This window comes from Streptomyces sp. C36 (assembly GCF_040932295.1).
GTDB lineage: Bacteria > Actinomycetota > Actinomycetes > Streptomycetales > Streptomycetaceae > Streptomyces > Streptomyces triculaminicus.
On the sequence record NZ_JBFQGI010000004.1, the window covers coordinates 49,323 to 62,011 of the forward strand.

Sequence of the window (12,689 nt, forward strand, 5' to 3'; positions counted from 1 at the left end):
TTCGAGCGGCAGTACGGCGACAATGGGGAACCATGATCCGTTTCGAGCACGTCACCAAGCGCTACGCCGACGGCACCACCGCGGTGGACGACCTGTCCTTCGAGGTGGCGGAGGGCGAGCTGGTCACGCTCGTCGGACCGTCGGGGTGCGGCAAGACCACCACCATGAAGATGGTCAACCGGCTGATCGAGCCCAGCAGCGGCCGGATCCTCGTGGACGGCGAGGACATCTCCGCCGTCGACCCGGTGCGGCTGCGCCGCCGCATCGGCTACGTCATCCAGCAGGTCGGGCTCTTCCCGCACAAGACGGTGCTCGACAACACCGCGACCGTGCCGCACCTGCTGGGATGGCAGCGCAAGCGCGCCCGCGCCCGGGCGGCCGAGCTGCTGGACCTCGTGGGCCTCGACCCGACCGTCTACGGCGACCGCTACCCCGACCAGCTCTCGGGCGGCCAGCGCCAGCGCGTCGGCGTGGCCCGCGCGCTGGCGGCGGACCCGCCCGTACTCCTGATGGACGAGCCCTTCGGTGCGGTCGACCCCGTGGTGCGCGAGCGGCTGCAGAGCGAGTTCCTGCGCCTGCAGTCACAGGTGCGCAAGACCGTGCTGTTCGTGACGCACGACATCGAGGAGGCCGTCCGCCTCGGCGACCGCATCGCGGTCTACGGGAACGGGCGCATCGAACAGTTCGACGCTCCGGCGGCGGTGCTCGGGGCTCCCGCCACGCCCTACGTCGCCGACTTCGTCGGGGCCGACCGGGGCCTGAAGCGGCTGTCGGTGACGCCGATCGAGGCCGGCGACCTCGAGCAGCCGCCGGTGGTCCGGCTGGACGACCCGCTGTCCACGGCGGCCGAGCGGCTCGCCGAGGAGGGCGCGCGCTGGGCCGTCGTCGTGGACGACTCGGGACGGCTGCACGGCTGGGTGTCGGCGGACGCGGTGGCCTCCGGCGATCCCGACGCCCGGGTGCGGTCGCGGGCGCGGCGCATGGACGCGTGGCTTCCGCTGGGGGCGTCGTTGAAGAAGGCGTTCAGCACGATGCTGCAGCACGACGCCGGGTGGATCGCCGTGCTGGACGGCGACCAGGCCGATCACTACCTGGGCGTGCTCACCCCGGCCCGGCTGCACGAGGCGCTGCGGCGCTCCATCGAGGCCGACGCGCGGGGCGGGGCGCGCAGCGAGGTGGATCTGGAGACGGTTCCGGGGCTCTAGGGCGTGTCGGATGGGTCGGCACGGGCCCTAGGGACACCCCCTGGGCCTACGCCCTGACGTCACGCCTCACGCGCGGGTGGCGTCCGCTCCGCCGTTCTCGTCGTCGTCCTCCGGGAGCTTGCACACCCGCTCCATGAAGAAGGCCGCGGCCACGACGCACGCGCCCGCGAGGACGGAGGCACCGGCGTAGATGGCCTGATCCCGCCGTGCGGGGACGTCGAGTCCGTCGATGAGGAGGAACACGCCGACGCCGCCGTACACGCCCGCGACCAGGGCGGCGACCAGGGCGCTGGCCTGCCCGAAGACGACGGCACGGGCGGCCAGCAGCGGGTCGACGCCCTTCGCGCCGGGCCGGCGCTCGCGCTGGGCGCGCAGCCTGGCCCGCAGGGACAGGGCCGTCGCGGCGAGCACGACGGCGATCACCGCCAGCACGATCGGCGCGGCCACCGGCACGCTCGGGAGCGTGCCGAAGGAGTCCCACAGGCGGGCTCCGGCCCACGACAGCACCCCGGCCACGGCGAACAGCCCGACCAGCACCCCGATCCGAAGTTGCTTCACCGAGCCGTCGCCCCTCATCGTCGTTCTCCCTCGACCACTACACACGCCGAACGGCTACTCCGGCAGTCGGAGTTCCAGGTCGGTACGGGGTTCGACCCCGGCACTGCCGATCCCGGCCAGCAGCTCCACCACCGGGCCCCGGCCCGGAACCTCGGCCTCAGGGTCCACGTCGTACCACGGCACGAGCACGAAGGCGCGCTCGTGGGCCCTCGGGTGCGGCAGCGTCAGCCCCGGGTCGTCGGAGACGACGTCCTGGTACGTGACGATGTCCACATCCAGCGTGCGCGCGCCCCAGCGGCGCTCCCGCACCCGCTCGAAGGCCTCCTCGATCGCGTGACCGCGCTCGAGCAGGGAGTCCGGCGGAAGGGTGGTCTTCACCAGCACCACCGCGTTGAAGTACGACGGCTGGGTGCCCGGCTCGACGCCCCACGGCTCGGTCTCGTAGACCGGGGAGACGGCCTTGACCCGCAGGCCCGGCGTGTCCTCCAGCGCGTCGATCGCGCCCTGGAGGATCTCCAGGCGGTTGCCCAGGTTGCTGCCGATGGAGATCACGGCTCGCTTGGGGTTGCTCAGCGTCACATCGGCGGCGTCCACCCGCTCCACCACGGAGGCGGGCACCGGCTGCACGGTCGGGTCGCTGCTGCTGCTCATACTCGGCTCCGGGTGATCGTGATGGTCACATCGTCGAACGGCACGGTGATCGGCGCGTCGGGCTTGTGCACGACGACCTCCACCTCCCGCACCGGATCGTGCTTGAGGCATTGCTCGGCGATCCGCTCGGCGAGCGTCTCGATGAGGTCGACGGGCTCGCCCTCGACGATGCCGACGACCTCCTCCGCCACGATGCCGTAGTGCACTGTCTTCGCGAGGTCGTCGTCGGCCGCGGCAGCCCGCGTGTCCAGGCTCAGCACCAGGTCCACGATGAAGGTCTGACCCTCCTCGCGTTCCCGGGGGAACACCCCGTGGTGCCCGCGAGCCTTCAAGCCGCGCAGCGCGACACGATCCACACGAATCACTCCTGCTGGTTGTCGGTATGGGCCGGTACGGGAGCGCCCCGGCCCATGGCCGGCGCGGCGCCCGGACCCGGTCTCGGACCGGGTCGCCCACGTTCGAATCTACCTGCGGGCACCGACAGTGCCCGTCCACGGGTGCTATGGACAAAGGACGCCGAGGGTGCTAGCCGGCTCCCGCCGCGCTTACCCGGGGCTCCGCGATCCACCCCTACCCGGGCAGCAGGCAGCTCGAACGAGTGGTCACATACCCTTCACGCTGACGTGTCGTACCCGCCCGTCACCCCGTCGGCTCAGCCCGCCGGCTCGGTCGGCCCGGACTCCTCGTCCTCCTCGTCCTCGTCCTCGCGCCCCGCCAGCACCGGCGAGCCGTGGTGCGACCAGACCTTCCACTCGTCGCCGGCCCGCCGGAAGACGTTGGTGGCCACGACCAGCTGGCCCACCAGCGGGCCCAGCTCGCCCTCGTTCTCCGCCGGGGCGCCGCTGAGGATGTTCTCCGTGCAGGTCACCAGGGCGGTGTCGCCGGAGACGGACACCTCGACGTCCGTGAGGAAGAACTGGATGTAGTCCGTGCTGGCCATGATCAGGGCGTACGAGCGCAGCACCTCGTTCCGCCCGCGCAGCACCGGCCAGCCGGGGTGCACGCAGGAGACGTCGGTGCGGGGATCGTTCAGCCAGAGGCGGTCCATCGCCGCGGTGTCCCCGCGCTCCACCGCCTCGTACAGGGCGGTGTTCGCCAGCTCGACCCGCTCGCTGTCCGTACGGGCGGCGCTCACACGGCCCCCTCGGCGGCCGCGGCGGCCTGGACGGCCCGGACGACCCGTACGGCGTCCGCGCTGGCCCGTACCTCGTGCACCCGCACCGCCCAGGCCCCCTCGTACGCCGCGAGCGTGGAGACGGCGGCCGTGGCGGCGTCCCGCTCGCGGGCGGGCGGCGGATCCCCCTCGGGGCCGGCCAGCACCCGGCCCAGGAAGCGCTTGCGGGAGGCGGCCACCAGCAGCGGCAGGTCCAGCTCCCGGCGCAGCCTGGCCAGCCCGGCCACCAGCGCCAGGTCGTGCTCGGCGTTCTTGGCGAAGCCCAGCCCCGGGTCGACGACCAGGCGGTCCGGCTCCAGGCCCGCCGCGATCACCTCGTCGATCCGCCGCCGCATCTCGGCGAGGACCTCGCCGGTCACGTCGGGCCCGTAGACCGCCCGGCTGTTCATGTCGGCGCTGAAGCCGCGCCAGTGCATGACCACGAACGGCACCCCGGCGGCGGCCACCACGGGCACCATCGCCGGGTCCGCCAGGCCGCCGCTGACGTCGTTGACCAGCACCGCGCCGGCCGCGACGGCGGCCTCGGCGACCGAGGCGCGCATGGTGTCCACCGACACCACCACCCCCTCGCCGGCCAGCTCGCGGACGACCGGGACCACCCGGCGCAGCTCCTCGTCCTCGTCCACGCGCACCGCGCCGGGGCGGGTGGACTCCCCGCCCACGTCGACCAGGTCGGCGCCGGCCGCGACGAGCTCCAGGCCCCGCTTGACGGCGAGGGCGGTGTCGAACCAGTGCCCCCCGTCGGAGAACGAGTCGGGGGTGACGTTCACCACGCCCATCACCGCACACCGGTCCCACGCGGGCAGTCCGACCGGCCCGACCGGGCCGCGCAACGTACTCATACCGACCAGCCTAGGGCGTAGGCACGGCCCGGCACCGCCCGCGGGGAGGCCACAAACGGGCCCGGACGGCGCGAAGGCCCTCCCGGAACGTTCCGGGAGGGCCTTCGGGGATGCCGTCGGCGACGGGCGCGCCGTCACGCCGCGCGCGTGACCTCGCCCTGCTCGGCGAGGGCGCCCTCGTCGTCCAGCTCCGGCTTGGGCTCCGTCGGGCGGCGGCGCAGCAGGCGCGGCAGCTCCAGGAAGCCCTCCGCCTGCATCATCGCGAAGCCGATGCGGGGCAGGTCGCGGCTGGTCGGGAAGACGATGAAGCGCGGCTCCCAGCGCGGCCGGAACTTCTCGTTGAACTTGTACAGCGACTCGATCTGGAACCAGCGCGAGAGGAAGATCAGCACCGTGCGCTGGATGCGCACGACCGGGCCGGCGCCCAGCTTGCCGCCGCGCTCGAGGGCGGAGCGGAAGAACGCGAAGTTCAGCGACAGGCGCTTGATCTTGAGCTCGGGCGCGGCCTGGAGGAAGGCGACGATCAGCAGCTCGTTCATGCCCGGGTCGGCGCTGCGGTCGCGGCGCATCAGCTCGAGCGAGCTGCCGTCCTTGCCCCACGGCACGTAGTGCTGCATGGCGCGCAGGTCGCCGAAGGGGAGGTCCTCGCCCTCCTCCGGGTCCTTGTGGGCCGTCGCGATGATCGCGTCCAGGTCCTTGGGGTCGCCGATGCGGCCCAGGGCCATGGAGAAGCCGCGCTCGTCCTCGGTGTCGCGCCAGGCGTTGGCGGCCTTCTGGACGGCCTCCAGCTCCTCGGGGGTCAGGTCGCCGACGCGACGCACCTTGGTGGAGTAGCCGTTGCGCTCGATGCGCTTGACCATCTGGCGGACGTTGCGCATGGAACGGCCGCTCAGGCTGAAGTCGGCGACGTCGACGATGGCCTCGTCACCCATCTCGAGGGCGTCCAGGCCCGTCTCGCGGGTCCAGACCTCGCCACCGGTCTCGCTGCAGCCGGCGACCGCGGGGGTCCAGGAGTGGCGCTTGGCCAGCTCCATGAACTGCTCGATCGCGCCCGGCCAGGCCTCGACGTCGCCGATCGGGTCACCGCTGGCCAGCATCACGCCGGAGACCACGCGGTAGGAGACGGCGGCCTTGCCGGAGGGCGAGAAGACGACGCTCTTGTCGCGGCGCAGCGCGAAGTGGCCGAGCGAGTCGCGCTCACCGTGCTTGGCGAGCAGCTCGCGCAGCTTGTCCTCGTCCTGCTCGGTGAGCACGGGCGCGGGGTACGCCGGGAGGAAGGCCAGGTACGCGGTGGTGGCCACGGTCAGCAGGCCGAGGGCGCCCAGGGAGTAGCCGACGGTGTAGTCGATGCCGCCCGTGTAGCGGATCGATCCCTCGAAGCCGAACAGGCCCCAGATGACGTGCTCGATCTGCTCCAGCACCGGCGGGTCGCCGACCATCTGCTTGGGGTGCGAGCCGACGATGACCCAGCCCAGGCCGAAGCTGAAGGCGCCCATCAGGATGAAGTTGGCCAGCGCCTTCCAGCGGCTGCGCGGGTCGGGCAGCGCGTAGAAGGCCTTGCTGTGGCCGACGAGGTAGATGAACAGCAGCAGCGACAGGATCGCGCCGGCGTAGGAGTGGCGGTAGATCAGCTGGGCGGCGGCGCCGATCGGCAGCACCACGACGGCGGCGAGCCAGGCCCGCTTCTTGGCCCGCTTGAGGCCGTGGGCGAGCATGAGCAGCAGGATGCCGACGATGATCGAGCCGGCCGCGGCCAGCTGGGTCACGCTGCCGGGCAGGACCTCGGCGAGGGAGTGGACCTTGCTCCAGCGGAACCGGGGGATGACCCCCGCCGCGATGTCGGCCAGACCGATGAGGGCGGCGACCGTGCCCACGACCGCCGGAACGCTCTCCGGCCTGGGTCCCCTGGCGATACGCGCAAGCCCCGACAGCCACTTGGGCCCCGAGGGAACCCCATCGGACTTTTTGCCATCTACCCTGACAGACATCTCTTCCCGTCGTCCATGTCGAGAGGACCTGCGCCGTTCGGCGGCAGCGCCCGGACAATGTGCGCCCTGTAGGACGACGGTTTCGGGGTTGAGGTTCCGTGGGGGGCCGAGCCCGGAAAGAAGTAACCATTCCGCGACTCGGCGCCGGGTCGCTCGGCAGAAAGCACCTCATGGGTCTCACCAGCATGCCAGTACTCCTGCTGGCCATCGTGGCTGCGGTAGTGCTCTTCGCATTGACCATTTGGCTCTGGCCCCGGCTCGGCAAGAAGGGCATCGGTCCCGTCAGCGCCCGCATCGGCATGATGCTGGCCACACAGCTGTCGCTGTTCGCCGCGATCGGCCTGTGGTCGAACCAGTCCTTCGGCTTCTACGGATCCTGGGCCGACCTCTTCGGCCAGGTCAAGAACGAGGGCGTCGTCGTCGACCACAGCGCGGGCGCCAAGCGGGTGCAGGTCGTCAGCGCCCAGGCCGTGAAGGTCCCGCGCGGTGACGTGCCGCGCGTCGGCGGCAAGATCGAGAAGATCAACATCGTCGGCCCCGAGTCGAAGATCACCAGCCCGGCCTACGTCTACCTGCCGCCGGAGTACTTCCAGCCGGAGTACGCGAACAAGACCTTTCCGGCCTCCGTCGCCCTGACCGGCTACCCGGGCACCGCCGAGGCCCTGGTCAAGGGCCTGGACTACCCGGTGCGCGCGCACAAGCTGGCCAAGGACAAGAAGATGCAGCCCACCATCCTCGTGATGATGCGGCCCACCGTCGCCCCGCCGCGCGACACCGAGTGCATCGACATACCCAACGGCCCCCAGACCGAGACCTTCTTCACGAAGGACCTGCGCAAGGCCGTCTCCGAGCACTACCGCGTCGGCACCCAGGCGAAGAACTGGGGCATCATCGGCGACTCCACCGGCGGCTACTGTGCCCTGAAGTTCGCCATGCGCCACCCCGACGCGTACTCCGCCGCCGCCTCCCTGTCCGGCTACTACAAGGCCCCGCAGGACGCCACCACCGGCAACCTCTTCGGCAACAGCAAGTCGCTGGAGAAGGAGAACGACCTGCTGTGGCGGCTGAAGAACAAGGAGCTGCCGCCCGTCTCGCTGCTGGTGACCTCCAGCAAGAAGGGCGAGCACAACTACAAGGACACCCTGAAGTTCATCGACATGGCGTCGAAGTCCCCCACCCGGGTCTCCTCGATCATCCTCGAGAGCGGCGGCCACAACTTCAACACCTGGCGCCGCGAGCTGAACCCCACCCTCAAGTGGATGAGCAGCCGCCTGAGCGCCTAGTCGCCACCAGCCCGGGGCCCGCCGTCGTGCGGGCCCTTTTCCATGTCCGGGGGCGGTACGCCGTGGCCCGGGACCGGTACGCCGTGACCCGGGGCCGGTATGCCGTGGCCCGGGACCGGTACCCCGTGGCCCGGGGCCGGTACGCCGGGCTCTCGCCCGGCGCCGTCTCGGCGGGCCGTGATCGGGCTCGGCGTCAGCGGGCCATGATCAGGCTCATGGCCTCGGCACGCGTGGCCGCGTCGCGCAGCTGGCCCCGCACGGCGGAGGTCAGCGTCTTGGCGCCCGGCTTGCGGATGCCGCGCATGGACATGCACATGTGCTCGCACTCGACGACCACGACGACGCCGCGCGGCTCCAGGATCTCCATCAGCGAGTCCGCGATCTGCGTCGTCAGCCGCTCCTGCACCTGCGGGCGGCGGGCGTAGACGTCCACCAGCCGGGCCAGCTTCGACAGGCCGGTGATCTTGCCGGTGGTGGAGGGGATGTAGCCCACGTGCGCCACGCCGTGGAACGGCACCAGGTGGTGCTCGCAGGTGCTGTAGACCTCGATGTCGCGGACCAGCACCATCTCGTCGTGGCCGAGGTCGAAGGTCGTGGTGAGCACGTCCTGCGGCTCCTGCCACAGGCCGGCGAATATCTCCTTGTACGCCCGGGCCACCCGCGCCGGGGTCTCCCGCAGGCCCTCCCGGTCCGGGTCCTCCCCGACCGCTATCAGCAGCTCACGGACGGCGTTCTCGGCCCGCTTCTCATCGAACTCACCGATGGAGCCCTCGGCGTCCAGCGTCACCGGGTCGGTCATGGGCTTGCCTCGTTCTCTCGTGCCTATGCGCTGCGTGCGGCCCCACCGGAAGGGGAAAATGCGCGATGCCGCGCCCCCAAGGCTAAAACCTGGGTGGCGCGGCATCCATTCCGGGCCCTGTACGGCCCCGGGCGGCGGCTCGCGGGGAGCCGCCGATCAGCTCTCCGGAGTGCTCGGCGCGTCCTTGGACAGCTCGACCGAGTCGACCGACGGCGAGGCGCCGTTGTTGGTCGGGGCGAGCTCCTTGGGCGAGAGCACCGGCGGGCGGCTGGAGGGCGTACGGCGCGAGGAGCCGGTCCACGCGGGGCGGGCCGGGCGCCTCACGACGTGCTTGAAGATCTCGGCGATCTCCTCCTTGTTCAGCGTCTCCTTCTCGAGGAGGGCCAGAACGAGGTTGTCGAGAATGTCGCGGTTCTCGACGAGGATCTCCCACGCCTCGTTGTGCGCGGTCTCGATGAGCTTCTTGACCTCTTCGTCGACCAGCGCGGCGACCTCTTCGGAGTAGTCGCGCTGGTGCGCCATCTCGCGGCCCAGGAACGGCTCGGAATTGTCGGAGCCGAACTTGATCGCGCCGAGGCGCTCGGTCATGCCGTACTGGGTGACCATCGCGCGGGCCGTGGCGGTGGCCTTCTCGATGTCGTTCGCGGCGCCCGTGGTCGGGTCGTGGAAGACCAGCTCCTCGGCCGCGCGGCCGCCCAGCATGTAGGCCAGCTGGTCGAGCATCTCGTTGCGCGTGGTGGAGTACTTGTCCTCGTCGGGGAGGACCATGGTGTAGCCGAGCGCGCGGCCCCGGGACAGGATCGTGATCTTGTGAACAGGGTCGGAGTTCGGGGAGGCCGCCGCGACCAGGGCGTGTCCGCCCTCGTGGTACGCGGTGATCTTCTTCTCCTTGTCGCTCATGATCCGGGTCCGCTTCTGCGGTCCGGCCACGACGCGGTCGATCGCCTCGTCCAGCATGTGGTTGTCGATCAGCTTCTTGTCGCTGCGGGCCGTCAGCAGGGCGGCCTCGTTCAGCACGTTCGACAGATCGGCACCCGTGAAGCCGGGGGTCCGGCGGGCGACGGCGGCCAGGTCGACGTCGGGCGCGACCGGCTTGCCCTTCTGGTGGACCTTGAGGATCTCCAGACGGCCCTGCATGTCCGGACGGTCGACGGCGATCTGCCGGTCGAAACGGCCCGGGCGCAGCAGCGCCGGGTCGAGGATGTCCGGGCGGTTGGTGGCGGCGATCAGGATGACGCCGCCCTTGACGTCGAAGCCGTCCATCTCGACGAGCAGCTGGTTCAGGGTCTGCTCGCGCTCGTCGTGACCGCCGCCGAGGCCCGCGCCACGGTGCCGGCCGACGGCGTCGATCTCGTCGACGAAGACGATGGCGGGGGCGTTGGCCTTGGCCTGCTCGAACAGGTCACGGACCCGGGAGGCACCCACACCCACGAACATCTCGACGAAGTCGGAGCCGGAGATGGAGTAGAACGGCACGCCCGCCTCGCCGGCGACGGCGCGCGCGAGCAGGGTCTTGCCCGTACCGGGCGGGCCGTAGAGCAGCACACCCTTGGGGATCTTGGCGCCGACGGCCTGGAACTTCGCGGGCTCCTGCAGGAACTCCTTGATCTCGTGGAGCTCCTCGACGGCCTCGTCGGAGCCGGCCACGTCGGAGAAGGTCGTCTTCGGGGTGTCCTTGGTGATCAGCTTGGCCTTGGACTTCCCGAAGTTCATGACCCGGGAGCCGCCGCCCTGCATCTGGTTCATCAGGAACAGGAAGACGACGACGATGAGGACGAACGGCAGCAGCGAGAGCAGCACACCCAGGAAGGGGTTCTGCTTCGACGTCGAGACGTTGTACCCGTCGGGCAGCGTGCTGGTGTCGTCGTCATCGGCCTTGGCCTGGAGATCCTTGGAGATCTCGACGCCCTGGTCGCCGATGTAGTTCGCCTGGACCTTGCTCGAGCCCTTGATCTTGACGCCGCTCTTGAGCTCGATCTTGATCTTGTTCTCGTCGCCGGTCGTCAGTTCGGCCGACTTCACCTGGTTCTTGTCGATCGCATGGACGACCTGACTGGTGTCCACCGACTTGTAGCCGCCGGACGAGCCGACGACCTGCATCAACACGACCACGGCGAGGACGGCCAGCACGATCCACATGACCGGCCCACGGAAGTAGCGCTTCACGTCCATCCATACGGGGCGCGAGCGCCCCGTCCCTCCTGCCACAGTGAGGCACGGCGACCCCGGATCGGGGTGCCTGTGCGTGCGGTGTCGTGCTCGACCTTGAAAAGATTGAAAAGACTGACCTTCGGACGGTACCCCAGCATTGTCACCCGACGCCGCCAAGGACGGTCAACACCCGCCCTCCCCTGCTCCAACGGCGGGAAGCCGAATTCGGTTCCCGCCCGTCGGAATACCCCGTCCGTCAGGGGAGCGGGGACGCTCAGCCGCCGTAGACGTGCGGCGCGAGCGTGCCCACGAAGGGCAGATTGCGGTACTTCTCCGCGAAGTCGAGACCATAACCGACGACGAACTCGTTGGGGATGTCGAAGCCGACCCACTTCACGTCGATGGCGACCTTGGCCGCCTCCGGCTTGCGCAGCAGCGTCACGACATTGAGCGACGCCGGCTCGCGGGAGCCGAGGTTCGACAGCAGCCACGACAGGGTCAGGCCGGAGTCGATGATGTCCTCGACGATCAGGACGTGCTTGCCCTTGATGTCGGTGTCGAGGTCCTTGAGGATGCGGACCACTCCGGAGGACTGGGTGCCCGCGCCGTAGGAGGACACGGCCATCCAGTCCATGGTGACGGGGTTGGACAGGGCACGCGCCAGGTCCGCCATCACCATCACGGCGCCCTTGAGAACGCCCACGATGAGCAGGTCCTTGCCCGCGTAGTCCGCGTCGATCTTCGCGGCCAGCTCAGCCAGCTTCGCGTCGATCTCTTCCTTGGTGATGAGCACCGACTTCAGATCGGTGCCCATGTCCTTGTCGTCCACCCGCGCCACTCTCGCTCGTTCACGATTGCCGGAGGACCAGTCTGCCACCCTGCCTGCGCACCGCGACGCGCCCGGGCAGGTTGATGGCCCCCTGGCCGCGCCAACCGGTGATCAGCCGGTCGACCTCTTCCAGGTGCCGGGCGAAGAGGGAACCGGCCGGGGAGCCCGCCTCGATGGCCGCGCGGCGCAGCACCCGGCGGCGGACGGCGGGCGGCAGGGCGAAGAGCTTGGCGACCTCCAGGTCGCCGGCGTCGTCCCGGACGGAGGGCTCCACGGCGGCGGCCCAGGAGTCGAGGGCGTCGGCGTCGTCGCGGGAGAGCTGGGCGGTCCGGGCGAGCGCTTCGACGACGCCCTTGCCCAGGGCCTTCTCCAGGACCGGCAGGGCTTCGTGGCGGACCCGGGAGCGGGTGTAGGCCGGGTCGGCGTTGTGCGGGTCGTCCCAGACGGGCAGGGACTGCACCATGCAGGCCTTGCGGGCGGTCTGGCGGTCCAGGCCGAGGAAGGGCCGGCGGTAGCGACCGCCGGCGCCGGAGGCGGTGGCCATGCCGGACAGCGAGCGGATGCCGGAGCCGCGGGCGAGGCCCAGCAGCACGGTCTCCGCCTGGTCGTCACGGGTGTGGCCGAGCAGGATCGCGGCCGCGCCGTGCCGGTCGGCGACGGCGTCCAGGGCGGCGTAGCGGGCGTCGCGGGCGGCGGCCTCGGGGCCGCCCTCACGGCCGACGTCGACGCGCACGGCCTCCACGGGGTCGAGGCCGAGAACGGCGAGGCGGCTGACGACCTCGGCGGCACGCAGGTCGGAACCGGCCTGGAGGCCGTGGTCCACGGTCACACCGCCGGCCCGGACTCCGAGACGGGGGGCCTCGAAGGCGAGGGCGGAGGCGAGGGCCATGGAGTCGGCGCCACCGGAGCAGGCGGCGAGGACGAGCGGCGGCCGGTCGCCGGCCGCGCTGGGTACGGAGGCGGGCGGAGCGAGGGTGAGTACGTCGTGGAGAACGCGGCGGACCGCCAGGCGTATCGCCGCGACCGCGGGGTGTGGACCCATGTCCGTGTGTCCAATCGTTCCATGCGAAAGGGGGGTGGCGGAGCCGACCTCGGCGCCTTGCCGGCTCCGAGTATCCGCCGTCTCCGTCACGCTGTGTGCGTCGATGGTGACAGAGACGAGCCTTTACCCGAGCATCGCACGCCCACCCTTGGCAAACGGTCCCTCGG

12 protein-coding genes are annotated in these 12,689 nt (G+C 70.8%); 2 read left to right on the forward strand and 10 right to left on the reverse strand.

Going from position 1 to position 12,689, the window contains the following annotated elements:
- Window positions 1-32 precede the first annotated feature (32 nt).
- Entirely contained in the window at window positions 33-1,205 is a 1,173-nt protein-coding gene (locus AB4K12_RS13705) for an ABC transporter ATP-binding protein (RefSeq protein WP_368434496.1), read from the forward strand.
- Between the two features lie 66 nt (window positions 1,206-1,271).
- Here AB4K12_RS13705 and AB4K12_RS13710 read toward each other — a convergent pair whose 3' ends face one another.
- The 6 genes from AB4K12_RS13710 to AB4K12_RS13735 form a co-directional block, all read right to left on the reverse strand.
- Window positions 1,272-1,763, reverse strand: a complete 492-nt coding sequence (locus tag AB4K12_RS13710) for a DUF3180 domain-containing protein (protein ID WP_368434497.1) — start codon at window positions 1,761-1,763, stop codon at window positions 1,272-1,274.
- A 54-nt stretch (window positions 1,764-1,817) separates the two neighbouring features.
- Window positions 1,818-2,414, reverse strand: a complete 597-nt coding sequence (gene folK / locus AB4K12_RS13715; RefSeq protein WP_368434498.1) for a 2-amino-4-hydroxy-6-hydroxymethyldihydropteridine diphosphokinase — start codon at window positions 2,412-2,414, stop codon at window positions 1,818-1,820.
- Window positions 2,411-2,770, reverse strand: coding sequence for a dihydroneopterin aldolase (folB, locus tag AB4K12_RS13720; RefSeq protein ID WP_362255359.1), 360 nt, complete (start codon window positions 2,768-2,770; stop codon window positions 2,411-2,413). The genes folK and folB overlap by 4 nt, the downstream gene beginning before the upstream one ends.
- A gap of 296 nt (window positions 2,771-3,066) precedes the next feature.
- A complete protein-coding gene (locus tag AB4K12_RS13725; protein WP_086566607.1) occupies window positions 3,067-3,549 on the reverse strand; it encodes a nuclear transport factor 2 family protein in 483 nt (160 codons plus the stop codon).
- A complete protein-coding gene (folP, locus tag AB4K12_RS13730) occupies window positions 3,546-4,430 on the reverse strand; it encodes a dihydropteroate synthase (protein WP_368434499.1) in 885 nt (294 codons plus the stop codon). Before folP ends, AB4K12_RS13725 begins: the two co-directional genes overlap by 4 nt.
- A 134-nt stretch (window positions 4,431-4,564) precedes the next feature.
- Entirely contained in the window at window positions 4,565-6,418 is a 1,854-nt protein-coding gene (locus AB4K12_RS13735) for a phosphatidylglycerol lysyltransferase domain-containing protein (RefSeq protein ID WP_368434500.1), read from the reverse strand.
- 170 nt (window positions 6,419-6,588) lie between these two features.
- Between AB4K12_RS13735 and AB4K12_RS13740 the strand changes: the two genes are divergently transcribed.
- Window positions 6,589-7,701 (forward strand): alpha/beta hydrolase, encoded by a 1,113-nt coding sequence (locus AB4K12_RS13740; RefSeq protein ID WP_368434501.1) that lies wholly within the window; start codon window positions 6,589-6,591, stop codon window positions 7,699-7,701.
- Between the two features lie 193 nt (window positions 7,702-7,894).
- Here the strand turns inward: AB4K12_RS13740 and folE are convergent, their stop codons facing one another.
- The 4 genes from folE to tilS all read right to left on the reverse strand — a co-directional run bounded on the left by folE (window position 7,895) and on the right by tilS (window position 12,522).
- Window positions 7,895-8,500 carry a GTP cyclohydrolase I FolE gene (gene folE / locus AB4K12_RS13745; protein ID WP_368434502.1) on the reverse strand — a complete coding sequence of 202 codons (606 nt, stop codon included), beginning with the start codon at window positions 8,498-8,500 and terminating at the stop codon, window positions 7,895-7,897.
- A 156-nt stretch (window positions 8,501-8,656) separates the two neighbouring features.
- Complete coding sequence (ftsH, locus tag AB4K12_RS13750; RefSeq protein WP_368434503.1) at window positions 8,657-10,672, reverse strand: ATP-dependent zinc metalloprotease FtsH; 2,016 nt, start codon at window positions 10,670-10,672, stop codon at window positions 8,657-8,659.
- 253 nt (window positions 10,673-10,925) lie between these two features.
- A complete protein-coding gene (gene hpt, locus AB4K12_RS13755) occupies window positions 10,926-11,465 on the reverse strand; it encodes a hypoxanthine phosphoribosyltransferase (RefSeq protein WP_086566629.1) in 540 nt (179 codons plus the stop codon).
- A 34-nt stretch (window positions 11,466-11,499) separates the two neighbouring features.
- Window positions 11,500-12,522 (reverse strand): tRNA lysidine(34) synthetase TilS, encoded by a 1,023-nt coding sequence (gene tilS / locus AB4K12_RS13760; RefSeq protein WP_362255338.1) that lies wholly within the window; start codon window positions 12,520-12,522, stop codon window positions 11,500-11,502.
- Window positions 12,523-12,689: the final 167 nt, after the last annotated feature.